Source organism: Oryzihumus sp., assembly GCF_036391795.1.
GTDB lineage: Bacteria > Actinomycetota > Actinomycetes > Actinomycetales > Dermatophilaceae > Oryzihumus.
This window is the reverse complement of sequence record NZ_DASVZH010000154.1, coordinates 1-24,705: the sequence shown is the minus strand read 5'-3', so window position 1 is coordinate 24,705 and position 24,705 is coordinate 1. Positions and strand designations below refer to the sequence as shown.

Genomic DNA, 24,705 nt, shown 5'->3' with positions numbered 1-24,705 from the left:
GCGCCGTCGGCGGCGTCGGTCAGCCGGATCCGGGCCAGCTGCAGGGCCGTAACGTCCACCGCACCGACGACCAGCAGCAGCGCCACAACCGTGAAGCCCAGCACCAGCAGGAGCAGCTGGCCCCGGTCGCCCTCCCGCCGCAGCCGGCCGAGTCGCGCGCGGCACCGGCGCCTCATCGCCGGCCGCCGAAGCGCTCGACGGTCTCGGTGTGGGTGGCGGTGACCGGCACGGACGTGGGCACCACCCCGGACAGGAACGAGGGCACCAGCGGCAACGGCACGCTCACGCCGGTGGTCACCACGACCCGCCCCTCGGGGCGGAGGCACGGGTCGCCGTCGCACCCCAGGGAGAGCCGGGTGTCGTGGGTGAAGCCCTGGTCCTCGAAGGCGAGCCCGGCCGCCGCTGCGGCGCGGGCGGGCGCCTGCTGAGCCACCGGTGACGTCACGTAGGCGCGGCCGGCCTCCCGGGCGGCGGCGGAGACGGCATACGCACCGGCCTGGAGCCGCGCCATGACCATCACCAGGTAGGCGACGGGCACCATGAGCAGCACAGCCAGGACGACGAACTCGACCACCGCGCTGCCGCGGTCGGCGACCAGTCGCCGGCGACACCACTGCTGCACCGAGCCCACCGCCCTCACTGCCTCTCGGCGAAGGCGCGGCCGCGCACCGCCAGGGCGCCGGACGGACCGAACCAGCCGAGCACCGGCAGCGGTGCGGACACGTCCACCTGCACGACACGGACCCCGCCGACCGGGCGCTCCGAGGCGCTGACTCGCTGGGCCCAGCGACTGGAGAGGCTGGCGGTGATGAGGGCACGGGCCCGGGCCGCGCCGTCCGCCGGCGTGGTGTCGGCACGGGCGCCGAAGCGCGCCCCCTCGGCAGCGCAGGCGATCAACGTGTTGCGCACGTGCAGGGCCAGTCCCACCTGGAACACCGCCAGGAACAACGCGCTGACCAGCACGGACACCAGGACGAAGTCGACCACGGCCGAGCCGCGGTCTCCGCGCACCCGCGCAGGGCGGCTCACCGCGGCCCGGTCACCGAGGCCATCGCCTGGGTGAACATCGCCTGCAGCTGGTCCCCGGCCAGGGCCCACAGGACCGTGACGAGCCCCGCGGTCATCAGCGTGATCAGGACCCATCCGGGCACGTCACCCCGGTCCTGTGCCCCGAGCCGGGCACGTCCGCGGTGGCCCAGCTGCTGCACCTGCCCGAGCAACGGGGCGTCATGGACCGTGTGTCCGTCATCGTCGTCTCCCTCGGTTCGGTGGAACGGTCGGTGGTCAGATCGAGAACTCCAGGAAGGCCACACCCTGGTAGATCGCGAAGAGCACGGTGACCGGCAGCACGAGGAAGACGACGGGCACCATCATCGCCGGCCGCGGGGATGTCGCTCCTGCTCGCCGGGGGTCGGGACCTGTTGCTGTCGCAGGTCTCCTCGTTGGTGCCGGACAAGCTGGTCCTGCCCCTGACCGACCCGACCGACCTCGTCGTGGCCGGGATCCCCCCGGCGACCATGCCCCACGAGCCTCCGCCGGGCCGGGCCCTCCGGGGCCACGACCACGTCGAGCTCCAGCTGGCGGTGCTGGCACCTGCTGGCTCGGTGGAGCAGGGACGGGCCCTGGCCGAGGTGGCCGACGGCTGGTCCGGTCACGACCCGAGCGCCGCCACACCCATCCTGGTCCGGGCGCTACCCGACGCCGTGGTCGACAGCGCCCTGCCGACCGCGCCGACCGGCGACCTTGCCGCCGGCGACTGGGCCCGGCTCGGCGTCGGAGGTGACGAGGCGGAGGCGGTCGGCGTCGACCTGCGTCACACGCCTGCGCTCTTGGTCGCCGGGCCTCCCGGCAGCGGGCGGTCGACGGCCCTGTGCACCCTCGCCCGTCACGTCGCGACGGCCGGCCGACCCGTCGTCGTGGTCGCACCGCGGCCATCACCGGTGACTCATCTGCCGGCCGAGGGTGTGGCCGAGCTGGTCGACCCGCATGACCGTGAGGCGATGCTTACCCTGCTCAGGCGACACGACGAGCTGGTGGTCCTGGTCGACGACGCCGACCTGGTGCTCGACACGCCCGTGGAGGAGACCCTGGTCGAGGTGCTGCGCAGCCGTCGCGGCCGGGTCGCGGTGATCTGCGCCGGCGCCACCGACGAGCTGTCGGCGACCTTCCGCGGGCTGACCGCGGAGGTCCGCCGCCACCGCACCGGACTGCTGTTGCGGCCGTCCGGCCTCGCCGACGGGGACCTGCTCGGCGTGCGGGTGCGCGCCTCCGAGCCGGGCCCACCCGGGCGCGGTCTGCTGGTCGAGCAGGGCGTCGTGACACCCGTGCAGGTGGCCACCTCGGGCTGATCGTCAGCCCTTGCGGTTCAAGCGATTCGGCGGCTCAGGCGGTCTCGCGCCCCGACAGGACGGTGGCGCCAATGCCGACGACCGCGCTCAGGAGCACCAGTGCGCCGATCGCGGCCACCCCGGACTGGAACATGCCCCACGCCACGGGCAGCAGCAGCGCGAGCCACACGACGGCCGGCGTCCGGGCCCATCGGAGGCCGTGCCACAGCCCCCAGGCCAGCAGCCCGAGGAAGGCGATCGCGATGACGAACAGCACCACCGACATGACGGCGCGGCTGGTGTCACTGGTCGCGCCCCGGGCCAGCTCCACCAGGTAGAAGACCGTGAAGCCGAGGATGGCGAGGGCCTGCACGACGAGGACGCCGGCTGCGACGCGGGCGGCCCGGCGGGTGGTGGGCTCGGGGGTGGTCGTCACGCCGATGAGGGTATCCGGCGGAGGCTCCCACCCCTGACCGTGGCGTCGGTGGCGCCCCACCACACAGCCCCCCCGTTGCCGGCGGCACGGGGTGGTGTGTGAGCATGCGAGATGCCGGACGACAAATGTCTGGCGCGACCCTTGTCGCAGGTGTGTGCGATCTGTGACTCTGGTCTCCCGGAACACGGCAGCGGCCGAATCCGTTGGCCAGAACGCCACACCTGCCCAAGAATGGACTCGGGCCTGACACGGAAGTTACGACTCGGTAGCATCGGCACTTGTGCCTGCGGCCGATCACGGACCGACACAGACCCGTCCACCCAACGCCTGACCCGACGCATACGACGCTGACCCACGGCCACGATTCAAGGAGCACGATCCTGATGGACTGGCGCAACCGCGCTGCCTGCCTGGAAGAGGACCCCGAGCTGTTCTTCCCGATCGGGAACACCGGTCCGGCACTTCTCCAGATCGAAGAGGCGAAGGCTGTCTGCCGACGGTGCGAGGTCGTGGACACCTGCCTGAAGTGGGCCATCGAGACCGGTCAGGACGCCGGTGTCTGGGGTGGCCTGTCCGAGGACGAGCGCCGCGCCCTCAAGCGTCGCAACGCTCGCGCCCGCCGGGCCGGCTGAGCCCCCGGGAGCCTTCCCCACGACGTCATCCGTCCCCGCGAGGACGAAGCCGCGCGACGAACCGCACCGTGGTTCCGCGCGGCTTTGCGCGTTCCCAGGTGATGCGGCCACGCATGTCCTGCACCAGCGAGGTGACGATCTGTGTCCCCAGCCCTGAGCGGACGGGGTCGAAGTCCTCCGGCAGACCCGCACCGTCGTCGGTGATGGTGACGCTGAGCAGCTCCTCCTCCCCCTCGGTGCTGCGCTGGGCGTCCACCGTCAGCTGGCCGCCCTGCGCCGCCAGCCCGTGCTCGACGGCGTTCTGGACCAGCTCGCTGACTACCATGGCCAGTGCGGTCGCGTCCTCGGCCCGGAGCCGGCCGAACGAGCCGGTGCGCACGGTCCGGACCGGCACGTCGCGGGTGGCCACCTCGACGACGCTGGAGAGCCCGCGCGCGGCTATCTGGTCGAAGTCGACCGTCTCGTCGAACCCCTGGCTGAGGGTCTCGTGCACGAGCGCGATCACCGCCACCCGGCGCTCCGCCTCCTCCAGCGCGGCCTTACCCTCGCTCTCGGGCAGCCGCCGCGCCTGCAGCCGCAGCAGGGCGGCCACGGTCTGCAGGTTGTTCTTGACCCGGTGGTGGATCTCGCGGATCGTCGCGTCCTTGGTGAGCAGCTCCTGCTCGCGCCTCCGCAGCTCGCTGACGTCGCGCAGCAGCACGATCGCGCCGACCCGGTGCCCGGCCTCCATCAGCGGGATCGCCCGGAGCGAGACGCTGGCCCCACGGGTCTCCACGTCGGTGCGCCACGGCGCCCTGCCGCTCGTAACCAGTGGGAGGCCCTCGTCGACCGGGGACTCGTCGTGCAGCACCTCGGCGATGATCCGCGACAAGGATGACCCGACCACGTCCCCGACGTGCCCCAGCCGGTGGATCGCCGACACCGCGTTGGGGCTGGCGTAGTTCACCGTGCCGTCCGGGTCGAGCCGGATCACGCCGTCGCCCACCCGCGGGGCCCCCCGGCGCTGCCCGGTCGGTGCGGCCCCCGGCGTGGGGAACTCCCCCGAGGCCACCATCCGGGCCAGCGCGTCGGCCGTCGCGAGGTAGGTCAGCTCCAGCCGGCTCGGCGTGCGCATGCTGGCGAGGTTGGTGTGCCGGGTCAGCACGGCGATCGGCCGGCCCTCCCGCACCACCGGGATCGCCTCCTCCCGGATCGGCATGTCGTCGCGCCACTCCGGGTCGCGCTCACGGATGATCCGGACCCCGTCGAAGGCCTGGTCCAGCAGCGGCCGACGGCCCGAGCCCACGCGGCGCCCGACGTAGTCGTCGAAGAAGACCATCGGGCCGGTCGTGGGTCGCACGTGCGCCACCGCGACCCACCCGCGGTCGCGGGAGCGCGCCCACAGGACCAGGTCGGCGAAGGACAGGTCCGAGAGCAGCTGCCAGTCGCCGACGAGCAGGTGCAGCCACTCGACGTCCGCAGGCGTCAGGTCGGTCTGCTCCCGCAGCACGTCGGTCAGGGTCGGCACGCCAGCGAGCCTAGTCGGCGCCAAGCCGGCGGCGGCGCGAGTGACCGCGGATCGGAAGCCGTTGGCACGACTGCCGATCCGCGGTCACACTCCCGTCAGACCGTGGCCGCCCCGCTGCGGATCACACCGCGCAGCGTGCGCAGCGCCACGGACAGCGCGGAGATGCCGGGGTGCTCCAGGCGCTGGATGCCCGAGAGCGCCACCCGGGCGCGGGACAGCTGCTCGGCGTTGGCCTCCGACCACGCGTCGATCCGCTCCCGCGGGGTCGCCCCCGGCTCCGTGCCCTCCAGGACCGACTTGGTGAGGGCCTCCAGCACGGCATACAGGTCGTCGCGCAGCGCGGCGCGGGCCAGGGCGTCCCAGCGGTCGTCGCGGGGCAGCATCGTGACCTGGCCGAGCATCGCGTCGATGCCGAACCGCTCGGAGAGGGCGAAGTACAGCGGCGCGACCTCCGCTGCCTCCCGGCCCGTGTCGGCGGCGATCTCCACGACGTCCAGCAGCGAGAACCGGTCGAGCAGGCCGGCCGCCTCCACCGCCATGTCGCTGGGGGCACCGACCTTCTCCAGCTGGCTGGACCGGCGCTCGAGCCGCTTGCGCTCGTTGCCCTGCAGCAGCTGGGGCACCTGCGGGCCGAGGTGTTCGACGACCCCACGGAACCGCTCGACCTCGGCCGCCACGTCCAGCGTCGCGGGGCGGTTCTGCAGGAACCAGCGCACCGCGCGGTCCAGCAGCCGGCGGAACTCCAGGTAGAGCGCGGTCTGCGTGGCCGTGGAGACGACGTTGTCGAGGTCCTCCACCGCCGTGACGTAGTCGCGCAGGTTGAACACCTCGCGGCACACGACGTAGGCGCGGGCGACCTGCTCCGGCGTCGCCCCGGTCTCCTCCGAGGCCCGGAAGGCGAAGGTGATGCCGCCCCGGTTGACCATGGAGTTGACCACGGCGTTGGTGACGATCTCGCGGCGCAGCGGGTGGCTGGCCAGCTCCTGCTGGTAATGCTCGCGGATCGGCTCGGGGAAGTAGTCGGTCAGCGTCGCCTGGAACCACGGGTCGTCCGGCAGGCCGGTCGGCAGCAGGTCCTCCTTGAGGGCCAGCTTGGCGTAGGCCACCAGCACCGAGAACTCCGGCGACTTCAGGCCCAGCCCGGCCTCCTGGCGACGGTCGATCTCGCCGTCCGAGGGCAGGAACTCGAGCTCGCGGTCGAGGTCGCCGCGCTCCTCCAGCCAGTGGATGAGCCGCTTGTGCACCGGCAGCATCGCGTGCTCCTGCGCCCGGGCGTTGCCGAGCAGGACGTTCTGCTCGTAGTTGTCCCGCAGCACCTGCTGGGCGACCTCGTCGGTCATCGAGGCCAGCACGGCGTTGCGCTGCTTCAGCGTCAGGTCGCCGTCGCGCATCAGCCCGGTCAGCAGGATCTTGATGTTGACCTCGTGGTCGGAGGTGTCCACACCGGCGGAGTTGTCGATGGCGTCGGTGTTGACCCGCACGCCGGCGAAGGACGCCTCGATGCGGCCGAGCTGGCTCAGGCCGAGGTTACCGCCCTCGCCGATCACCTTGCAGCGCAACGCGTTTCCGTCGACGCGGATGGCGTCGTTGGCTCGGTCACCGATGTCGGAGTGGGACTCCGAGGAGGCCTTGACGTAGGTGCCGATGCCGCCGTTCCACAGCAGGTCGACCGGCGCCAGCAGGATCGCCTTCATGAGCTCGGCGGGGGTCATCGTCGTCACGCCGTGAGGCAGCCCGAGCGCCCGGGCTGTCTGCTCGCTGATCGGCACCGCCTTGGCCGAGCGCGGGAACACGCCGCCGCCCTCGCTGATCAGGCTGCTGTCGTAGTCGGCCCACGACGAGCGGGGCAGGTCGAACAGCCGGCGGCGCTCGACGTAGGACGTGGCCGAGACCGGGTTGGGGTCGAGGAAGATGTGGCGGTGGTCGAACGCGGCCACGAGCCGGATGTGCTCGGAGAGCAGCATCCCGTTGCCGAAGACGTCGCCGCTCATGTCGCCGACGCCGACCGCGGTGAAGTCCTCCTTCTGCGTGTCCACGCCCATCTCGCGGAAGTGGCGCTTGACCGACTCCCACGCACCGCGAGCGGTGATGCCCATGGCCTTGTGGTCGTAGCCGGCCGAGCCGCCGGAGGCGAACGCGTCGTCGAGCCAGAACCCGTAGGACTGCGCCACCCCGTTGGCGATGTCGGAGAAGGTCGCGGTGCCCTTGTCGGCGGCGACCACCAGGTAGGTGTCGTGCTCGTCGTGGCGGACCACGTGCTGCGGCGGGACGGCCTCGGTGCCGACGAGGTTGTCGGTCACGTCGAGCATCCCCGAGATGAACAGCTTGTATGACGCGACCCCCTCCGCGAGCCACGCGTCGCGGTCGACGGACGGGTCGGGCAGGGCCTTGGCGAAGAACCCGCCCTTGGACCCGGTGGGCACGATGACGGCGTTCTTGACCATCTGCGCCTTGACCAGGCCGAGGACCTCGGTGCGAAAGTCCTCGCGCCGGTCGCTCCAGCGCAGGCCACCGCGGGCGACCTTGCCGAAGCGCAGGTGCACGCCCTCGACGCGGGGGCTGTAGACCCAGATCTCGTACATCGGCCGCGGCGCCGGCAGGTCCGGCACCTTCTTGGGGTCCAGCTTGAAGCTGACGTAGCTCTTGGGCGTCCCGTCGGCGTCGGGCTGGAAGTAGTTGGTGCGCAACGTCGCCCGGATGACCCCGAGGAACGCCCGGATGATCCGGTCGTGGTCGAGGCTGGCGACCTGCTCCAGCGCCGACTCGATCGCCGCGCCGGCGGCCTGCTCGGCGTCCTCGCGGGCCTGCACGTCCGCGCCGGTGGCCGGGTCGAAGCGCGCCTCGAAGAGCGAGACCAGCTGGGCGGCGATGGCGACGTTGGAGGCCAGGGCGGCCTCGACGTACTCCTGGCTGAAGGTGGACCCGGTCTGGCGCAGGTACTTGGCGACCGCGCGCAGGATGACCACCTGGCGCCAGGTCAGCCCGGCCTCGAGGACGAGGGCGTTGAACCCGTCGCTCTCGGCGCGGCCGTCCCACACCGCGGAGAACGCGTCCTGGAACAGCTCGCGCACCCCGCCGTCGCCCATCCCGCCGGCCCAGGCGTCCGAGCGCGGCGCCACCAGGCCGAAGTCGTAGACGTAGACGGTCACCCCGTCGGCGCGGTCGATCTCGTACGGCCGCTCGTCGATGACCTCGACCCCGAGGTGGGTGAACAGTGGCAGCACCGCGGTCAGCGACAGCGGGCCGCGGCGGTAGAGCTTGAAGCGGCGCTCCTGGGCCGGGCTGCCCGGCTCCTGGTAGAGGTTGAGCCGCACCGAGTCGGGGGTCTCCAGCGCCTCGATGTGGCGCAGGTCGACGATGCCGACCCGGGGGGTGAAGTCCTCCTTGTACGCCTCGGGGAACGCCTTGCCGTACAAGCCGATCAGGCGGGCCGCGGCCTCCTCGCCGTGCTCGGCGCGGGCGACCTCGCCGAGGTCCTCGTCCCAGGTGCGGGTCGCGTCGACGATCTGCTGCTCCAGCAGCGCCTCGTCGACCTCGGGGATGGCCTCGCCGGAGCGCACCCGGACGACGAAGTGCAGGCGCGCGAGCACCGACTCGGACACCCGGGTGGTGTAGTCGACGCTGGCGCCGTGGAACGCCGAACGCAGCAGCGCCTCCATCTTGAGCCGCACGGCCGTGGTGTAGCGGTCGCGCGGGATGTAGACCAGGCACGACATGAACCGGCCGTACTCGTCACGGCGCAGGAACAGCCGGGTCCGGCGGCGCTCCTGCAGGTGCAGCACCGCGGTCGCGATCTCGGTCAGCGCCTCGGTCTCGGTCTGGAACAGCTCGTCGCGCGGGTAGGTCTCGAGCACCTCGAGCAGGTCCTTGCCCGAGTGGCTGTCGGCGGTGAAGCCGGTGCCCTGCAGGACCTTGCGGACCTTGTTGTCGATGATCGGCACCCGCAGCACCGACTCGGTGTAGGCGCTGGAGGTGAAAAGGCCCAGGAAGCGCCGCTCGCCGGTGACGTTGCCGTGCTCGTCGAAGGTCTTGACCCCGACGTAGTCGAGGTAGGTGGAGCGGTGCACCGTGGCCCGGGAGTTGGCCTTGGTGATGATCAACAGGTGGTTGTCGCGGGCCTTGGCGCGGGCCTCCGGGGTGAGCCGGCTGAAGCTGACCGACTGCGGCTGGTCGTAGCGCAGCAGGCCCAGCCCGGTGCTCGGCACGGCGCGCAGGACGTCGTCGCCGTCCTCGGTGGTCAGGGAGTACTCGCGGTAGCCGAGGAAGGTGAAGTGGTTGTCGGCCAGCCAGGTCAGCAGCCGGCGGGTCTCGGCGACCTCCTCGGGGTCCACGCCGACCGGCGGGTGGGCCGCGAGCGACTCGGCGATCTCCGAGCAGGTGCTGCGCATCTTGGGCCAGTCCTCGACCGACTCGCGCACGTCGGAGAGCACCTTGGACAGCCCGGCGGCGATGGCCGCGCGCTCGTCCTCGTCGCTCTCGCGGTCGACCTCCACGTGCATCCACGACTCGACGCCCCGGCCGAAGCCGTCGTCGTCGAGGCTGTCGACGTCGAGGATCTCCTCGAGCTCGCCGGCGGCGTTGCGGCGGACGGTCAGCTGCGGGTGGACGACGAGGTAGACCGAGCGCTCCTGGCGGGACAGCTCGGCGGTGACCGAGTCCACGAGGAACGGCATGTCGTCGGTGACGATCTCGATGACGGTGTGGCCACTGGCCCAGCCCTGCTCCTCCACCGTGGGGGTGAAGACCCGCACGTTGGCGGTGCCGACCGGACGGGACTGGGCGAGCTGCTTGTGCGACAGGGCCGCACCGAGGAGGTCCTCGGGCGCGCGGGCGAGCAGGTCCTCGGTCGCGACGTGCCGGTAGTACCGCCGCAGGAACCGCTCGAGCGCCTCACCCCCCGTCCGTTCTGCGAGCTCCGCTGCGGAGCGGAGCAACTGCGACCGGGACTGCTCAAGCGACGCCGACATGGCTGAAAGTTCCTCACCCAGATAAGCCCTGGCGCACGCCGTTGTGCGCCCCGCCCGAGCCTAGCGCTGCCACCCGGGCGCACGTGGCCGGGTTCGGGGACCCGGCCACACGGCATACCGGCCCGGGTATGCCGTGTGCTCACCTCACAGCGCGCCGCGCATCTCCCACAGCAACGGGTAGAACCGCATGGGCAGCCGGCTGCGCAGGTAGGGGGCACCGGAGGAGCCGCCGGTGCCCGACTTGGTGCCGATCTGGCGCTCGACCATGGTCACGTGGCGCGCCCGCCAGGCCGCCTGCTGCTCATCGTGCTCGAGCAGCACCTCGGCCAGCTCCCAGATCTCGCCGTAGGTGCCGCGGTCACGGGCCACGGTCACCAGGCTGGCGCTGACCTCGGCGTCGTCGCCGGTGGGCAGGCCCGCCCGGGCGAGCACGCCGACGAAGGCGTCCCACAGCGTCGGCTCGGCCAGGCGCCGGTCCAGGCGCGCGCGCTCGTCCGGGGACAGGCCCTTGAACCGCTGGAGGAAGCCGGGGTCCTTGTGGCCGGAGAGGAACTCCAGCTCGCGGAACTGCACCGACTGGAAGCCGCTGGCCGGGGCCAGGCGGTGCCGGAACTCCAGGAAGTCCTGCGGGGTCATCGTCTCCAGGATGTCGACCTGGTGGACCAGGACGCCCTCGATCGTGCCCACCCGGCGCAGCAGGTGCCGCGCCCACCAGAGCCGGCCCTCCTCCATGGCGTTGCGCGCGGCCTCGAGCTCGTGCAGCAGCTGCTTGAACCACAGCTCGTAGGCCTGGTGGATGACGATGAAGAGCAGCTCGTCGTGGGCCGGCGGGTCGGTCTCGGGCACCTGCTGGGACAGCAGCTGCTCGACGCGCAGGTAGCTGCCGTAGGTGAGCCGGGCCCCCTCCTCCCCGAACTGGCGGTCGCCCTCGGCGCCCTCGGCCACGACCGGCTGCGGCCGCGAGAAGTCCACGAACTCTTCATCCATGCGCGCACCCTAGCCGCGCCACCCCGGCGCCTGTGGGTAACCCGGGCCCGTGGGGGCCCTGCCCTTAGGCTCGAAGGCATGGCAGCCCAGCCGAGCGTCGACCCCGCCACGCTGCTCGCGGTCTCGGAGCGGCTGGCCCGGGCCCGGGAGGAGGCGTTCGCCCTCTCCGGCGAGCTGCTGGACCACTACGTCGACACCGGCGACACGCTGACCCAGCACGCGGTCGACCAGCTCGTGGAGCAGGCCACCGACACGCTGCGGGCGCTGACCGACTCCTTCGGCGAGAGCACCCGCGCCCTGCGCGAGGCCGCCGCGCGCTACACCGAGGCGGAGCGCTCCGCCGCTCCCGGCGGGGCCGCACCGTGACCGACCCGGTGGTCCTCGGTGACCCGGCCGGCTGCTCCCGCCTCGGGGGCGCGATGCGGCGTGAGGCCGCCCACCTGACCGACCGGACCGCCACCCTGGCCGGCTCCGGCGCCGGGCTGCAGCAGTGGCGCGGACCTGCCGGGTCGGCGGCGCGTGACCGGGTCACCGGGGCGCTGACCGGCCTGGCCGCCACGGCACGGGCCCTGGACCAGGCCGGCGCGGCCCTCCAGCGCTACGCCACCGAGCTGGCCGAGGCGCACGAGCGGGGGCGCCGCGCCGCTGACCGCGCCGCCCGTGACGGGCTGCGTGTCGTCGACGGGCGGGTGCTCGAGGCGTGGGGGCCGGCGACGTCCGAGGAGGCCGAGCGTCGCCGCGCGCTGGTGCCCGAGCACCAGGCCCGGTGGACCGGCTGTCCTCGGCGCTGGGCCGGTCCCGCGCCCAGCGCAGCGCACGTGCGAGGAGCTGACCCAGGTCCTGCGGGTCCAGTCGCGGGCGCTGCGAGATGGGCCACCGCCGCGACGCTGACCCCCGCCACGCCCACTACGGTGGCCCGCATGAGGATTCGCGCCACGATCGACTACGCCGCCACCCCCGACGAGGTCTTCGCCATGCTCGCGGACCGCGACTTCCAGGACCGCAAGGCCAATGCCACCGGCGCCCTTGAGCACGAGGTGTCCATCACGACCCGCGGCGAGCAGACCGAGATCGTCAGCAAGCGCACCATGCCCACCGAGGACTTCCCCGACTTCGTCAAGGGCATGGTCGGCGACCGGCTCCCGGTGACCGAGACGCACACGTGGGGCCCGGCCGCGGCCGACGGCTCCCGCCGGGGCGAGATCACCGTCGCCGTCGGCAACCTGCCCGTCGGGCTCAAGGGCACGCTCGCCCTGGCCCCTGCCGGCACGGGCACCACCCAGTCCGTCGACGGCGAGCTCAAGGCCCGCATCCCGATCATCGGCGGCAAGGTGGAGAAGGCCGCCGCCCCGGCCATCGAGGCCGCCATCGACATCGAGCGCACCACCGGGCGGGCCTGGCTCAACGGCTGACCCGCCCCGCACAGCGCGACGGGAGGGTATGGCGACCACTCGCCATCCCTCCCGTCGTGCGTTCCGGGGCTCAGCCCATGTGCGGGTACGCGTGGTTCTTCGGCGGCACGAAGGTCTCCTTGATCGAGCGCGCGCTGGTCCAGCGCAGGAGGTTCTGCGCGGCGCCGGCCTTATCGTTGGTGCCCGAGGCGCGGCCACCACCGAAGGGCTGCTGGCCCACGACGGCACCGGTCGGCTTGTCGTTGATGTAGAAGTTGCCGGCCGCGAAGCGCAGGCGCTCGGTGGCGTCGGCGATCACGCCGCGGTCCTGGGCGATGATCGAGCCGGTCAGGCCGAACGGCGCGAACGACTCCATCTGGTCCAGCACCTTGTCGTAGGTGCGGTCCGGGTAGACGTGCACGGACAGGATCGGGCCGAAGTACTCGGTGCGGAACGACTCGTCGGTCGGGTCGTCGATCTCCAGGACCGTCGGGCGCACGAAGTAGCCCTCGGAGTCGTCGTACTTGCCGCCGGCGACGACGGTGATGCCGGCCGTGGCGTGGGCCCGGTCGATGGCGTCCTTGTGCTTGGCGAACGCCCGGTCGTCGATGACGGCGCCCATGAAGTTGGACAGGTCGGTGACGTCACCCTGGGTCAGGCCCTCGGTGATCGAGACCAGGTCGGCCTTGATCTGCTTCCACAGGCTGCGCGGGACGTAGGCCCGCGAGGCGGCCGAGCACTTCTGGCCCTGGAACTCGAACGCGCCGCGGATCATGGCGGTGCGCAGCACGTCCGGGTCGGCGCTGGGGTGGGCCAGGATGAAGTCCTTGCCGCCGGTCTCGCCGACGATGCGCGGGTAGCTGCGGTAACTCGGCAGGTTCGCGCCGACCTCCTGCCACAGGTGCTGGAACGTCGGGGTGGACCCGGTGAAGTGGATGCCGGCCAGGTCGGGGTCGGCCAGGGCCACCTTGGAGACGTTGAGGCCGTCACCGGTGACCATGTTGATGACGCCCGGGGGCAGGCCGGCCTCCTCCAGCAGCTCCATCGTCAGGGACGCGGCCAGCTGCTGGGTCGGGGAGGGCTTCCACACCACGGTGTTGCCCATCAGGGCCGGGGCGGTCGGCAGGTTGCCGGCGATGGCGGTGAAGTTGAACGGCGTGATCGCGTAGACGAAGCCCTCGAGCGGGCGGTGGTCGGTGCGGTTCCAGATGCCCTTGGTGTTGGCCGGCGGCTGCTCGGCCAGGATCTGCCGGGCGAAGTGGACGTTGTAGCGCCAGAAGTCGATCAGCTCGCAGGCGGCGTCGATCTCGGCCTGGTAGGCGGTCTTGGACTGGCCCAGCATCGTCGCAGCGTTGAGCGTGGCCCGCCACGGGCCGGAGAGCAGCTCGGCGGCCTTGAGCAGGATCGCGGCGCGGTCGTCGAAGGACAGGGCACGCCAGCCGGGGGCCGCGTCCTTGGCGGCCGTCACGGCGGCCTCGGCGTCGGCCACCGTCGCGTTGCGCATGGTGCCCAGGACCTTTTTGTGGGCGTGCGGCTGGCGCACGTCGATCTTCTTGCCCGCGCCCATGACCAGCTCGCCGCCGATGGTGTGGGGCAGGTCGACCCGCTCGCTGCCCAGCTTGGCGAGCGCCACCTCGAGGGTCGCGCGCTCGGGGCTGCCCGGGGCGTAGTCGAGGACCGGCTCGTTCACCGGCGCGGGGGTCTGGGTCACAGCATCCATCGCGGGTCTGGCTCCTTGTGGGAAGAGGTCGTGGACGACCCGCCTATGGTGGCACGCGCCCCGGGGGCGCTCCCACCCTGCGGCCCGCGGCCGCAGCCTCACCCCCGGCAGGTATGCCGTGCGCCGCACCGCGCGCCGGCGGCCCCGCCGCCTACGATGCCGGGGTGGCTCCCCTCACCGGCACGGCCCTCCCGTGACCTCGACAGCCGGCCTGACCGTCCACGAGCTGGGCGATGCCGCGGCGGCCGGGACCCTGCTCCTGCTGCACGGCCTGACCGACTCCGGGCTGTGCTGGCCGGATGCCGTGCGACGGTGGGGGTCGTCGTACCGCCTGTTCGCCGCGGACCTGCGCGGGCACGGCACCTCGCCCCGGTTCACCCGCGCCCAGCTGCAGGCGGACCCCGGTGACGTGCTGCTGGCGGACACCCTGGCGCTGGTCCAGGACGCGGTGGAGCTGACCGGGTCGCCGGTGGTCCTCGTGGGGCACTCGATGGGCGGCGGCCTGGCCGGCGCTGCCGCCGCGCTGCGCCCCGACCTGGTCCGGGCGGCCGTGCTGGAGGAGCCGGCGTGGGGCATCCGCCGCGACGAGGCCGAGGTCCGGCGCCTGGCCGTGGAGCGGACGGCCTGGGTGCAGGAGTTCCGTGACGACCTTGCGGGCGCGATGGCCAAGGGCCGGGTGGAGAACCCGACCTGGCCGGTGGTCGAGCTCGACCCGTGGGCGCGGTCCAAGCAGCAGGCCGACTCCGCGTTCCTCGCGCACGGAGTGGCGTGGCCGAGCACGCCGTGGGACGAGCTCGCGCGGCGCATCGCCGTGCCGACCCTCGTGGTCACCGGTGACCGCGAGGTGATCGTCGACGAGCCCACGCGTGCGGACATCACCGCCCTGGCCAACCCGCACCTCGAGGTCGCCGTCGTGCCCGGCGCGGGCCACTGTGTCCGGCGAGACCGGGCAGACGAGTTCCACGGCCTCGTCGACCCCTGGCTCGCCAAGGTCGCGTCGTGAGCGCCCTGGCGCGTCACGAGCTCGGCCTGCCCGCGGGGCCGACGCTGGCGCTCTTCCACGGCAACGGCGACTCGGGCCTCTGCTGGCCGGGTGCGGTGCGCCGGTGGGGCGCGGCCTACCGCGTCTGCGCGCTGGACGCCCGCGGGCACGGCGCCTCGCCGCGGTTCACCGCGGCCGAGGTGGACCGGGCTGGTGAGCTGTTCACCGACGACGCGGAGCAGGTGCTCGAGGACCTGGTCGCCGACGGCTCGCGGGTCGTCGCGGTCGGGCACTCGCTGGGTGCCGCGTCGCTGACGGCGGTCCTGGCCCGGCGGCCGGACCTGCTCGCCGGCGCGGTGCTCATCGACCCACCGTGGGACATGCCGCTGGTGCGGGGTCCCCGTCCGGAGGTCGGCGCGGCGCGCGTGGAGCTGATCCGCGGCTACCAGGCCGACCCGGAGGCGGCCCTGGCCGGGCTGCGTGAGCGCCACCCGGAGTGGGCCGAGGCGGAGTGCGAGGCGTGGGTCGAGGCCAAGCTGCACCTCGACCTGGCGCTGATGGCCTCGGGGAACGGCCGGCCGGCGACCCCGTGGACCGAGCTGGTGCCCGTCATTCGCACACCCACGCTGGTGCTCACCGGCGACGACGAGGGCTGCCTCGTCGGTCCGGCGACCCGGGAGGTGCTGACCCGGTGCGCCAACCCCGCCGTCACGCTCGAGGTCATCGCGGGCGCCGACCACTACGTGCGCCAGACCCGTGAGGCGGCGTTCCACGCGGTCGTCGACCCGTGGCTGGCCGCCCGGTTCTGAGCCCGGTCAGAGCAGCTCGACCAGCTGGGCCAGCTCGGTGGCGTCGTACCAGAGCAGCTCCTCGTCGTCGCCGGCACCGGCCTCGTCCACGTGGAAGGAGGCGATCCGCTTCAGCGGCACCGCCTCCGAGACCACCACGGCCGAGGGGGTGATGGCCTGGCCGGGCGCCTCCTCCTGCACGAGGGTGCTGGTGACGTCGGCCGCGGCCACGATGCGACGGCCCTCGCCGTGCGTGAGCAGCAGCCGGGAGCTCGAGGCCGCGTCGCACAGCGCGGTGTACTCCCAGTCCTCCTCGTCCCCCGACGGCTGGGCGGCGCGGACCGCCGCGGTGACCGCGTGGGCCCGTAACGGCCGCCCGGCCAGCACCCCGCCCGCCTGCAGCTCGCGCAGGCCAGCAGCGTTGAGCGGCAGGTAGATTCGCGTCAGGGTCATCCCACGTCCTCGAAGTTGCTGCGGTCGGGCAGTGGCGCCGGGTCCCGCAGCGCCGCGACGGAGGTGCGCAGCGAGGTCTGCACGACCATCGGCCGCCGCGACACGTCCATGAGGTTAGCGCCGAACGCCTCGAGGTCCTCGCGCCCGGGCCCGAGCACGGTGACCTCCGCGCCGTCCTCGTGGACCTTGGCCAGCTCGCGCAGGCAGCGGTGGGTCACGCGGTTGCGCCACTGCCGCTCCAGCCGGGTCTGCCACTGGGTGGGCGTGTCGGTGACGAAGGAGACCTGGGGTGCGAGGACGTAGACCTCGTCGAGTCCCTGGCCCACCATGAGGTCGAGGTTGGTCGAGGACCAGGCGCCACCGTCGATGAAGCGGTGCTGCCCGATCCGCACCGGGGTGTACCACCCCGGGATCGCGCACGAGGCCATCACCGCATCGGCGAGGTCAGCCGGCGGGGCGTCCTCCGCGCCGAAGGCGACCCGGGTCCCGGCGTCGTAGTCCAGGGCCACCACGCGCACCCCCTGGCGCGGCGCCCAGCCGTGCGGCACGACGTGGGAGACCAGCGCGCCGACCCGGTCGAGCCGGCCCCGGCCCTCGGGCAGCAACGCCGCCAGGACCGCGGTGGGCGGCAGCTGGCGCAGCTGGCGGGCGTTGCGCAGCAACAGCTCCCGCGACCCGAACCCCCGCCTGGGCCGCCCCGGGCGGTCACCGCCGGTGTCGTGCTCGTAGTCGAATGTGAAGCCGGCCAGCGGCCCCGAGGTGACCTCACGGCCGAGCTGGTGCTCCAGCAGGTCCGAGACCGCCACACCGGCACCCAGCAGGGCCGCCAGCACCGACCCTGCGGAGGTGCCGACGAAGGCGTCGAACCGCCGCACGTCGACGCCGACCTCGTCCTCCAGCGCCGTGAGCGCACCCACCATCCACGCTGCCCCGAGGACGCCACCACCGCCCAGGACCAGTCCGCGTCGGGTGCGTCCGGTCATCTGCCCGTGTCCCTGCTCTCCACGAGCTCGGCGAGGGAGTCCACCAGGCACTGCCCCAGCACGTGGACGTCGGGCATCGCGTCACGGTCGGCGTTGAGGCCGAAGTAGACCCCGCCGTCGTAGGAGGTCAACCCGATCGACACGGCCTGCCCGCGGGCGAGCGGCATCACCGGGTAGGACGAGAGCATCCGGGCGTCGCCGGCATACAGCGCCTGCTGGGGGCCAGGCACGTTGGTGATGACCACATTGAACAGGCGGCGCGACATCGCGCTGCCGAGCCGGGCGCCCAGGGAGTGCAGGGTCGGCGGCGCGAACCCGGCGATGCCGGCGATGGACTCGGCACCGACCGCCTGCCCGCCCTCCATCTGCTGGCGCATGGCGAAGGCGATCTGGTGCAGCCGCATCGACGCGCTCGGCTCCCCCACCGGCAGGTCCACGAAGCAGGCCGTGACCCGGTTGCCCAGGCGGGTCATGTCCGAGGCGTCGTAGACCGAGACCGGCACCATGGCCCGCACCGTGGTGGCGTTGTGCACGGCCTCGCCGCGGGTGAGCAGCCAGGACCGCAGCGCGCCGGAGATGGTGGCCAGGACGACGTCGTTGACCGTCACGTCGTCGGAGTAGCTGCCGCGGGCCAGGCGGGCCCGCACCTTGCGGTAGTCGGCGAGGTCGGTGCCGACCATGCAGTAGCGCCGGGCCTCACCGATCTCGGCGTTGAGGGGGCTGGTCGGTGCCGGGCGGGCGGCGCTGCGAGCCACCGTCGAGGCCACCGCACCGAGGGCACCGACGACCCGGCCACCGATGGCACGGACGTCGGCGACGCCGCCGCGGACGTTCTCCAGGATCTGGCTCGGCCGGCGTACCGCGTCGACGAGCGCCTCGGTGACCAGCTCGACGTCGCTGGGCTCCCGGGTCGGGCGCCAGGTGTCGGTCACCGGCTCCTCACGGTCGGGGTCGGTGTCGAGGATGACGTGGGCGATGTCGACGGCGTTGATGCCGTCGACGAGCGCCTGGTGGGACTTGGTGACGATCGCAAAGCGCCCCTCGGCCAGCCCCTCGACGAGGTAGACCTCCCACAGCGGGCGGTTGCGGTCCAGCGGCCGGGGCTGGATCCGGGCGACGAACTCCTCGAGCTGCTCGTCCGAGCCCGGCCGTGGCAAGGCCGAGCGGCGCACGTGGTAGGTGACGTCGAAGTCCTCGTCGTCCACCCACACCGGGTTGGCTAGGTGGCCGGGCACCTCGCGCACCCGCTGGCGGTAGCGCGGGACGTAGGCGATGCGCGTGGACACCAGCCGGACCAGCCGGTCGTAGTCGAACCCGTCGTCCGGGGGTTGGAAGACCATGACCGACCCCACGTGCATCGCCGTCGTGGCTTCCTCGAGGTAGAGGAAGGAGGCGTCCAGTGAGCTCAGGCGGTCAGGCACACGCTCATGGTGTCAGAGTTGCCCGGCCTAGACTCCCGGGCGTGACCACAATGACACGCGCGCGCACCGGCGCGGCCGTCATCGCCCTTGGTGCCCTCACGGGCCTGCTGGCCGGGTGCGGCGGCTCGACCGAACCGCCTGCCGCACAAGGGTCCTCGACCGGCGCGCCGTCCTCGGGCTCGGCCACAGCGGCCTCGTCCCCCGCCCCGGCAGCAGGCCGGACGCTGCAGGTCACGATCACGGGCAGGAAGGTCACCCCGGCCCCCAGTCAGGTGGATATCAAGCCGGGCGAGACCCTGACCCTGGTGGTCACCAGCGACCACGACGACGAGGTCCATGCCCACGGCTTCGAGGTGGAGAAGGAGCTCAAGGCGGGCGTCCCGACGACCCTGGTGCTCAGGACCGACCTGCCGGGGCTGTACGAGGTCGAGACGCACCACCCGCCGCTGCGCCTGCTGTCCGTGGCCGTCCAGTGACCGGCCGGCTGCGATGACGCCGGCCCTGCTGCCCGCCCACGGGGTCGGGTCGGTCGAGTCGCTCCCGCTGCCGCTGCCCGCGCTCGTCACCGGCGCGGCGGTCGCGCTGGTGGTGTCCTTCCTGGCCCTGGGCGTCCTGTGGCGTGAGCCGCGGCTCGACCGCGACGCGGGGGTGCCGCTCCCGGGGCCGCTCGCGCGGGCCCTGGACTCGCGCTGGCTGCGCGGCACCGCAGTCACCCTGACCCTGCTCCTGGCCGGCTGGACGGTCCTGTCCCTCGCCGCGGGCAACGACGACGCGAACAACCCGGCACCCTACGTGATCTACGTGTGGCTGTGGGTGGGGCTGGCGGTGCTGTCGATGCTCCTCGGCCCGGTCTGGCGCGTGCTCAACCCGGTGCGCTGGCTGCACCTGGGCATCAGCCGGCTGGCCCGCCTGGACCCCGACGAGGCGATGGTGCGCTGGTCGCCGGGGATGTGGCCGGGGGCGGTGGGCCTGTTCGCGTTCGCCTGGCTGGAGCTCATCGCACCGGACCGCACCACCCTGCCCGTGCTGCGCGTGGCGGTGCTCGCGTTCGTCACGGCCGACCTGGTGGGTGCCTTCGCCCTGGGCCGCCGGTGGTTCCCCGGGGGCGACCCGTTCGAGGTCTGGTCGGGGCTGCTCGGGTCGCTCAGCCCGCTCGGCCGCCGTCGTGACCGCACCTGGGTCCTGCGCACGCCCCTGCACGGCGCCAACGCGATACCCCTGCACCGGGGCCTGACCGCCGCCGTCGCCGTGATGCTCGGCAGCACGGCCTACGACGCCCTGTCCGGCCAGCCGCGCTGGTACGGCTTCGTCCAGTCCGCCGCCGTCCCCGCCACGCTGCTCGAGACGCTCGGCCTGCTGGGCATGTGCCTGCTGGTCGCCGGGGCGCTCGCCGCGGCCGCGGCGGTGTCGGCCCGACTGGCCGGGCTGCCCTTCCGCGGGCTGACGCAGCAGTTCGCCCCGTCCCTGGTCCCCATCGCCGCGGGCTACGTCATCGCCCACTACTGGGCCCTGTTCGTGTATGCCGGGCAGCTCACCCTGGTGCACCTCACCGACCCGCTCGGCATCGGCGCCAACTGGCTCGGCACGGCCGGGCTGACCCCGGACACCCGCCTCATCGAGCCGACGCTGACCGCGACCATCCAGGTGGTGGCGATCATCACCGGGCACGTCGTGGGCGTGGTGCTGGCGCACGAGCGCGCGGTGGCCCTGTTCGACCGCCGCGTCGCGGTGCTGGGCCAGCTGCCCCTGCTCGTCCTGATGGTCGGCTACACCTGCGGCGGGCTGCTCCTGCTCTACAGCAGCTGACCCCGCTCGTCGCCTCCGGCACGTATCCACGGGGCACCGGGGAAGTGACCGGTGAGCTCGCTGGCGGTGTCCTCGTAGGAGCGGTGGACCACCCCGGCCATGCCCAAACGGGTCGCCGCCTCGACGTTGTGCGGCAGGTCGTCGACGAAGACGCACTCCCGCGCGGGCAGGCCGATCCGCTGCAGCGCCAGGGTGAAGATCTCCGGCTCGGGCTTGCGCAGGCCCACCTCGCCGGAGATGACCACCGCATCGAAGAGCTCGTCCCAGTCGGTGCGGTCGTAGTCGTTGCCCCACGAGTTCGACAGCAGGGCCGTCCGCACGCCGGCGGCGCGGGCGCGGCCGACGAGGGAGGTCATCGACCGCTCGTAGTCGGCCAGGTCGGCGAACATGGCGCTCACGAGCCCGTCGGCCTCGACCGCAGACCCCTCGGCTGCCAGGGCCGCGGCGAGCTCACGCTCGAAGTCGACGACGGACATCTCGCCGCGTTCGAGCAGGTGGACGGGTGAGGACTCCCCCGGGCCCGGGTCCACCCACCGCCGGACCACGGCCAGGTAGTGGTCGTGCAGGACCCCCGTGCTCTCGACCCAGCGGCGCACGGCCACGTGCACCGGGGCGGTGAGCACCCCACCCCAGTCGACGATCAGGCCTCGCATGGTCCTCCTGCCTCCCGGTCCGCGACGGTGTGTGCGGCCACCGTCCCCGGTCGCGGCCACGCAGGTCAAACCGGGGAGGTCCGGAAGCGGCGGCGTGCCCGGCGGGCGCGGCGGCTCGTGGCGGGCTCCCGCGCCGGCGCCAGGCTGCGAGCCAGCTCGGCCGTGGACCCCGGGGAACCGCTCCAGGGCGTCCCGGATCCGCCGTTCGGCATGCCACCCCACGGCCTCCGCCCGGACCCGGTTGACCACCACCACGGGATCGGGACACGGCAGCGCTGCGAGGTCTCGCAGCCCACGCACGAGCCGCTGCAGCCCGATCGGCTCACCCGCACCCACGGCGACGACCGTGTCGGCCAGCGACAGCGCGGTCAGCGTCGTGGCGTTGTGCCGGGGCGCCGGCGTGTCGTAGCTCAGCTCCTCGTCGTCCTCGAGGCAGAAGCCGCAGTCCACCACGGTCACCGCCGCCACCTGCCGCGCCAGCGTGAGGACCCGCTCCAGCGAGGCGGCCCCGATCTCCGGCCAGCGCCCGGCCGTGGGCAGTCCGGTCAGGACCCGCAGCGGCGGCGTCACCTCGGGCGCGAGCCGGGCGAGGGCCGCCACGTCGAGGCTCCCGTGCTCGGCGGCGGCCAGGCCCGGCGCCTCGTCCAGGAGCGAGAGCGTCTGGGCCACGCAGCCGCCCCAGGTGTCGGCGTCGACCAGCAGCGTCGGCGTCCCGCCCGCCGCCAGCTCGGCCGCCACGGTGACCGCCACGGTGGTCCGGCCGGGGGCTCCGGTCGGGCCCCACACCGCCACCACGCTCCCCTCGGCCCGGTCCACCCCGTCCGGCGCGGCCGCGGCCGGCCCGGGCACCCAGTCCGCCTCCGCGACAGGGATGTCCGCCGCGGCGGTCTGCAGGACGGTGACACACGCCCCCTCCAGTGCCCGGGTGTCGGCGTCGGCAGCCACCACGACGTCCAGGCCGAGCCGGCGCAGCCGCGTCTCGGCCGCCTCGTCGGCGGGACCGTGCACGCCGACCACCGCCACACCGGCCCGGGCGAGGTGGTCCAGCGCCGAGCGGTCGAGCTCGCGCAGCTCTCCCGAGACCAGGGCGACCCGGGCCAGCCCCGCGGACACGGCCGCGAAGAGGTCGGCGAGGTCGGCACACCGGCGTGCCACCGTGAGCTCACGGGACCGCTCGAGCGTGGTCACGAGCCCGGCCTCGTAGCGGTCGCTGACCGCCGTCAGGACCGCCTTCACGACTGACCGGCTCGCACGGACCCGGGCACCGGCACCAGCGTGACGCGGGCACCGGTGTCGATCGCGGCGATCAGGTCCTGGACGTCGTCGTCGGGCACCAGCACCTCCACGCCAGTGCTGCCCCCGGGTCCGGACAGCCCGCTCGCCCGGTGCGGGGTCCGCGCCACCGAGGCCGACTCGACCCGACGCTGGGGGGCGAGGTGGTGCTCCGTGGCCGCGGCCGGGTCGCGCGGGCTCACCCACACGTCCACCACCGACCCCCGCACCAGCCCGGTCGCGGCGTCGGAGGCCACCGACACGGTCAGCGGCTTGACCCCCACGTCGCCGCGGGTGCCGAGCGCGGACCGGGGCACGAGCTCGCCGGGACGCACCTCCCGCAGCACGTAGTGGTCGGCGCCGAGCTCGCGGTCGGCCGGCAGGTATGCCGCGTCGCCGGGTGCCAGCCGGACCCGCACCACCCGGACGTCGTCCTGGGTGACCGGTTCGCCGGGCACGAGGGTGGCGGCCGCGGCGTACATCGGGACCGTGTCGTCGGCGGCGGCGACGACGCGCGAGCCGAGGGCGGTGGCGGCCATGACGAGGAGCACGCCGACGACCAGGCGCGAGTCCCGCCAGGACGGCAGCTGCAGGCGCGAGGCCGCGGGTGTGGGCAGGTCGGTCACGTGTACTCCCCCTGTCGGTCCGGCTTCCCGACGGCCCACGGCACCGCTGCGCCGTGGGCCTCGCTGCCATGATGTCCCGCGGGTGGCGGCCGCCCGGAGCCTTGTCCACAGGTCCGGCACAACCAGCCCGAGGCAAACAGGTGCAGCCCACAGTTGACCGAGACACCGGGACGCGCACACAGCATTGTGGTAAACAGTTGGTCAAGTCCTGACGGTCAGTCGGTAAGGAGAGCACGCGATGGCCAAGCGCTTCATCCAGCTCGCGGACGTGTCGGAGATCCTCGACATCTCCTCGGCGCAGGCCTACGCCCTGGTGCGCTCCGGCGAGCTCCCCGCCATCAAGGTCGGCGGCCGCGGGCAGTGGCGCGTCGAGGCCACCGAGCTCGAGAACTACATCCAGCGGATGTATGCCGAGACCAAGACCTTCGTGGCCGCCCACCCCTTCGGCCAGGCCGGCGACCCCGCGGAGGACGCCGAGCCGGTCGACTGACCGTCCCGACTCACCCGCTGCGCGTCACCACCGCGAGCGCGGCAAACGGCACCCACCGGACCCCCACGACGTGCCCGCGCCGGCGCGGGACGTCGAGCGGGTGCTCGCTGAGCTCGACAAGGTCGGAGCCCATCCCGTCGATGGTGCCGGTCAGCAGCTGGCCGTCGACGTCCTGGACGCGCACCGGCGCCCGGTCCCGGCTCAGCCCGCGCAGGGCGTGACCGAGCCCGAACCGGCGAGAGACGTGCGGGGCCTCATCGGCTGGACCTCGGGGGCCGCGGCCACCGGGCGTCACCATCCGCAGGGCGTGGAAGGGCACCAGGGAGGTGGCCGTCACCGCCGTCGCACCGGCCGGTCGGTCGAGGAGCAGCCAGTCCTGTCCGACCTGCGCGACCGCCCCCGAGAGCCTTCCGCCTCCGGCGACCCGCGCGTCGACCTCACAGCCGAGCAGGTCGAGGAGCCTGTCCTGCAGCCCCCGGGTGGCCCGGTCGCGGCGGGTCCGGTCGGCCACCTCGAGCTCGAGGTCGAGACGCCGCTCGGCCTCCAGCTGGGCCTCCAGGTCCTCGAAGAGCCGGTCCCACCGCCCGTCTCACCCACCGTTCCCGGCCACGATGCGACCGTGACCATTTCGTGATCTCCTCGTTGCAGAGGGTTTGGACCCCATCGTGCGGCCGCAGCCGGGAGGGACGCGGCGGGAATCCACAGACGGGGGTTGCGTGAAGGTGCGAACGAGCGCAAACTCACCCAAACGAACGTAAACATGGTTGAGGGGGGATGATGGCGGACGTCGCTTCACACCAGGGCATCGGTCGCACCGCCGGCACCGGGCTGGGGGTCGCCGCGGGCACGCTGGCCCTGGCCTGGCTCCTCGGGGTCGGCGATGCCGCGGCCTGGCAGCGCCTCGGCGCCCCCGGCCCCGCCGATCCGGCCGACCTGCTGCTGCTCGTGGTCTGCGCGGGCGGCGTCGTCGTCGGCCTGTGGCTCGGGCTGTCGGTGACCGCGGCCGTGCTCAGCGCCCTGCCGGGTACCTCAGGGGCCCTCGCCCGCACCGTTGCTGTGCGGGCGCCGGCCTTCACGCGGCGCGTCGCCTCGCTGCTGCTCGGCTCGACGCTGGCCGCAACCTTCGGACCCGGCACCGCGGTAGCGGACACCGGCACGCCGTCACCGCCGTCCGGGCGGCCGGCCCCGACGGCCACGAGCGCCCTCCCCACGCCCGGGTTCACTCCCCCGCCGCCGGTCGCTGCACCGCTGCCGGCTCCCGGGT

At 73.3% G+C, this 24,705-nt stretch carries 23 protein-coding genes and 2 pseudogenes; 10 read left to right on the top strand and 15 right to left on the bottom strand.

Annotation, left to right across the window (positions count from 1 at the left end; translation table 11 throughout):
• Positions 1-41: 41 nt before the first annotated feature.
• From VF825_RS20090 to VF825_RS09045, 4 genes and pseudogenes are all read right to left on the bottom strand, one after another.
• Positions 42-176: pseudogene (locus tag VF825_RS20090) on the bottom strand (hypothetical protein); the annotation flags it as partial.
• Entirely contained in the window at positions 173-622 is a 450-nt protein-coding gene (locus VF825_RS09055; protein ID WP_331112393.1) for a pilus assembly protein, read from the bottom strand. The gene VF825_RS09055 and the pseudogene VF825_RS20090, both read right to left, overlap by 4 nt.
• A 14-nt stretch (positions 623-636) precedes the next feature.
• On the bottom strand, positions 637-1,029 hold the full coding sequence (locus VF825_RS09050; protein ID WP_331112391.1) for a TadE family protein: 393 nt from the start codon (positions 1,027-1,029) through the stop codon (positions 637-639).
• Positions 1,026-1,151: a hypothetical protein gene (locus VF825_RS09045; RefSeq protein ID WP_331112389.1), complete on the bottom strand. Its 126-nt coding sequence runs from the start codon at positions 1,149-1,151 to the stop codon at positions 1,026-1,028. The genes VF825_RS09050 and VF825_RS09045 overlap by 4 nt, the downstream gene beginning before the upstream one ends.
• Before the next feature lie 237 nt (positions 1,152-1,388).
• On the opposite strand from VF825_RS09045, the gene VF825_RS09040 reads away from it, so the two are divergent.
• The gene (locus VF825_RS09040) at positions 1,389-2,348 is read left to right on the top strand and encodes an AAA family ATPase (protein WP_331112387.1); all 960 of its coding nucleotides are present in this window, start codon (positions 1,389-1,391) and stop codon (positions 2,346-2,348) included.
• Between the two features lie 34 nt (positions 2,349-2,382).
• On the opposite strand, the gene VF825_RS09035 is transcribed toward VF825_RS09040, so the two are convergent.
• Positions 2,383-2,763, bottom strand: a complete 381-nt coding sequence (locus VF825_RS09035) for a hypothetical protein (protein ID WP_331112385.1) — start codon at positions 2,761-2,763, stop codon at positions 2,383-2,385.
• 383 nt (positions 2,764-3,146) lie between these two features.
• Here VF825_RS09035 and VF825_RS09030 point away from each other — a divergent pair, with 383 nt between their 5' ends.
• Complete coding sequence (locus VF825_RS09030; RefSeq protein WP_141787485.1) at positions 3,147-3,395, top strand: WhiB family transcriptional regulator; 249 nt, start codon at positions 3,147-3,149, stop codon at positions 3,393-3,395.
• Positions 3,396-3,420: 25 nt separating this feature from the next.
• Here the strand turns inward: VF825_RS09030 and VF825_RS09025 are convergent, their stop codons facing one another.
• The 3 genes from VF825_RS09025 to VF825_RS09015 all read right to left on the bottom strand — a co-directional run bounded on the left by VF825_RS09025 (position 3,421) and on the right by VF825_RS09015 (position 10,856).
• A complete protein-coding gene (locus VF825_RS09025) occupies positions 3,421-4,902 on the bottom strand; it encodes a sensor histidine kinase (RefSeq protein WP_331112381.1) in 1,482 nt (493 codons plus the stop codon).
• Positions 4,903-4,997: 95 nt separating this feature from the next.
• On the bottom strand, positions 4,998-9,869 hold the full coding sequence (locus tag VF825_RS09020) for an NAD-glutamate dehydrogenase (RefSeq protein WP_331112379.1): 4,872 nt from the start codon (positions 9,867-9,869) through the stop codon (positions 4,998-5,000).
• Between the two features lie 144 nt (positions 9,870-10,013).
• Positions 10,014-10,856 (bottom strand): tryptophan 2,3-dioxygenase, encoded by an 843-nt coding sequence (locus VF825_RS09015; protein WP_331112377.1) that lies wholly within the window; start codon positions 10,854-10,856, stop codon positions 10,014-10,016.
• 78 nt (positions 10,857-10,934) lie between these two features.
• Here VF825_RS09015 and VF825_RS09010 point away from each other — a divergent pair, with 78 nt between their 5' ends.
• Together VF825_RS09010 and VF825_RS09005 are read left to right on the top strand one after the other, a co-directional pair.
• The gene (locus tag VF825_RS09010; RefSeq protein WP_331112375.1) at positions 10,935-11,222 is read left to right on the top strand and encodes a hypothetical protein; all 288 of its coding nucleotides are present in this window, start codon (positions 10,935-10,937) and stop codon (positions 11,220-11,222) included.
• Positions 11,219-12,268 carry a DUF2505 domain-containing protein gene (locus tag VF825_RS09005; protein ID WP_331112373.1) on the top strand — a complete coding sequence of 350 codons (1,050 nt, stop codon included), beginning with the start codon at positions 11,219-11,221 and terminating at the stop codon, positions 12,266-12,268. Before VF825_RS09010 ends, VF825_RS09005 begins: the two co-directional genes overlap by 4 nt.
• Positions 12,269-12,338: 70 nt before the next feature.
• Here VF825_RS09005 and pruA read toward each other — a convergent pair whose 3' ends face one another.
• On the bottom strand, positions 12,339-13,967 hold the full coding sequence (gene pruA, locus VF825_RS09000) for an L-glutamate gamma-semialdehyde dehydrogenase (RefSeq protein ID WP_331112371.1): 1,629 nt from the start codon (positions 13,965-13,967) through the stop codon (positions 12,339-12,341).
• Between the two features lie 193 nt (positions 13,968-14,160).
• Here pruA and VF825_RS08995 point away from each other — a divergent pair, with 193 nt between their 5' ends.
• Entirely contained in the window at positions 14,161-14,970 is an 810-nt protein-coding gene (locus VF825_RS08995; RefSeq protein WP_331112369.1) for an alpha/beta hydrolase, read from the top strand.
• Entirely contained in the window at positions 14,967-15,758 is a 792-nt protein-coding gene (locus tag VF825_RS08990) for an alpha/beta hydrolase (RefSeq protein ID WP_331112367.1), read from the top strand. Before VF825_RS08995 ends, VF825_RS08990 begins: the two co-directional genes overlap by 4 nt.
• 6 nt (positions 15,759-15,764) lie before the next feature.
• On the opposite strand, the gene VF825_RS08985 is transcribed toward VF825_RS08990, so the two are convergent.
• Genes VF825_RS08985 through VF825_RS08975 form a run of 3 tightly spaced genes read right to left on the bottom strand, consistent with a single transcriptional unit; the run spans position 15,765 to position 18,594 of the window.
• Positions 15,765-16,190, bottom strand: coding sequence for a DUF6912 family protein (locus tag VF825_RS08985; protein ID WP_331112365.1), 426 nt, complete (start codon positions 16,188-16,190; stop codon positions 15,765-15,767).
• The gene (locus VF825_RS08980) at positions 16,187-17,173 is read right to left on the bottom strand and encodes a patatin-like phospholipase family protein (protein ID WP_331112363.1); all 987 of its coding nucleotides are present in this window, start codon (positions 17,171-17,173) and stop codon (positions 16,187-16,189) included. Before VF825_RS08980 ends, VF825_RS08985 begins: the two co-directional genes overlap by 4 nt.
• Positions 17,170-18,594: a wax ester/triacylglycerol synthase family O-acyltransferase gene (locus tag VF825_RS08975; protein ID WP_331112361.1), complete on the bottom strand. Its 1,425-nt coding sequence runs from the start codon at positions 18,592-18,594 to the stop codon at positions 17,170-17,172. Before VF825_RS08975 ends, VF825_RS08980 begins: the two co-directional genes overlap by 4 nt.
• Before the next feature lie 50 nt (positions 18,595-18,644).
• Here VF825_RS08975 and VF825_RS08970 point away from each other — a divergent pair, with 50 nt between their 5' ends.
• Together VF825_RS08970 and VF825_RS08965 are read left to right on the top strand one after the other, a co-directional pair.
• A complete protein-coding gene (locus tag VF825_RS08970; protein WP_331112407.1) occupies positions 18,645-19,070 on the top strand; it encodes a cupredoxin domain-containing protein in 426 nt (141 codons plus the stop codon).
• Between the two features lie 13 nt (positions 19,071-19,083).
• Positions 19,084-20,400, top strand: coding sequence for a hypothetical protein (locus VF825_RS08965; protein ID WP_331112359.1), 1,317 nt, complete (start codon positions 19,084-19,086; stop codon positions 20,398-20,400).
• On the opposite strand, the gene VF825_RS08960 is transcribed toward VF825_RS08965, so the two are convergent.
• Positions 20,388-22,289, bottom strand: a complete 1,902-nt coding sequence (locus VF825_RS08960) for an HAD-IA family hydrolase (RefSeq protein ID WP_331112357.1) — start codon at positions 22,287-22,289, stop codon at positions 20,388-20,390. The genes VF825_RS08965 and VF825_RS08960 overlap by 13 nt on opposite strands.
• Positions 22,286-22,951, bottom strand: a complete 666-nt coding sequence (locus VF825_RS08955) for a hypothetical protein (RefSeq protein WP_331112355.1) — start codon at positions 22,949-22,951, stop codon at positions 22,286-22,288. Before VF825_RS08955 ends, VF825_RS08960 begins: the two co-directional genes overlap by 4 nt.
• Positions 22,952-23,189: 238 nt before the next feature.
• Here VF825_RS08955 and VF825_RS08950 point away from each other — a divergent pair, with 238 nt between their 5' ends.
• Positions 23,190-23,441, top strand: a complete 252-nt coding sequence (locus VF825_RS08950; protein WP_331112353.1) for a helix-turn-helix domain-containing protein — start codon at positions 23,190-23,192, stop codon at positions 23,439-23,441.
• A 10-nt stretch (positions 23,442-23,451) separates the two neighbouring features.
• On the opposite strand, the gene VF825_RS08945 is transcribed toward VF825_RS08950, so the two are convergent.
• Positions 23,452-23,952, bottom strand: a complete 501-nt coding sequence (locus tag VF825_RS08945; RefSeq protein ID WP_331112351.1) for a hypothetical protein — start codon at positions 23,950-23,952, stop codon at positions 23,452-23,454.
• A gap of 266 nt (positions 23,953-24,218) precedes the next feature.
• On the opposite strand from VF825_RS08945, the pseudogene VF825_RS08940 reads away from it, so the two are divergent.
• Positions 24,219-24,705, top strand: a pseudogene (locus VF825_RS08940) (hypothetical protein); the annotation flags it as partial.

Excerpts from the sequence above, each read along its gene's own strand:
- VF825_RS09040 (WP_331112387.1), top strand. The coding sequence starts at position 1,389 with ATGTCGCTCCTGCTCGCCGGGGGTCGGGACCTGTTGCTGTCGCAGGTC.
- VF825_RS08950 (WP_331112353.1), top strand. The coding sequence starts at position 23,190 with ATGGCCAAGCGCTTCATCCAGCTCGCGGACGTGTCGGAGATCCTCGAC.
- VF825_RS08970 (WP_331112407.1), top strand. The coding sequence starts at position 18,645 with ATGACACGCGCGCGCACCGGCGCGGCCGTCATCGCCCTTGGTGCCCTC.
- VF825_RS09030 (WP_141787485.1), top strand. The coding sequence starts at position 3,147 with ATGGACTGGCGCAACCGCGCTGCCTGCCTGGAAGAGGACCCCGAGCTG.
- pruA (WP_331112371.1), bottom strand. The coding sequence starts at position 13,967 with ATGGATGCTGTGACCCAGACCCCCGCGCCGGTGAACGAGCCGGTCCTC.
- VF825_RS08980 (WP_331112363.1), bottom strand. The coding sequence starts at position 17,173 with ATGACCGGACGCACCCGACGCGGACTGGTCCTGGGCGGTGGTGGCGTC.
- VF825_RS09015 (WP_331112377.1), bottom strand. The coding sequence starts at position 10,856 with ATGGATGAAGAGTTCGTGGACTTCTCGCGGCCGCAGCCGGTCGTGGCC.
- VF825_RS08985 (WP_331112365.1), bottom strand. The coding sequence starts at position 16,190 with ATGACCCTGACGCGAATCTACCTGCCGCTCAACGCTGCTGGCCTGCGC.
- VF825_RS09020 (WP_331112379.1), bottom strand. The coding sequence starts at position 9,869 with ATGTCGGCGTCGCTTGAGCAGTCCCGGTCGCAGTTGCTCCGCTCCGCA.
- VF825_RS08965 (WP_331112359.1), top strand. The coding sequence starts at position 19,084 with ATGACGCCGGCCCTGCTGCCCGCCCACGGGGTCGGGTCGGTCGAGTCG.
- VF825_RS09010 (WP_331112375.1), top strand. The coding sequence starts at position 10,935 with ATGGCAGCCCAGCCGAGCGTCGACCCCGCCACGCTGCTCGCGGTCTCG.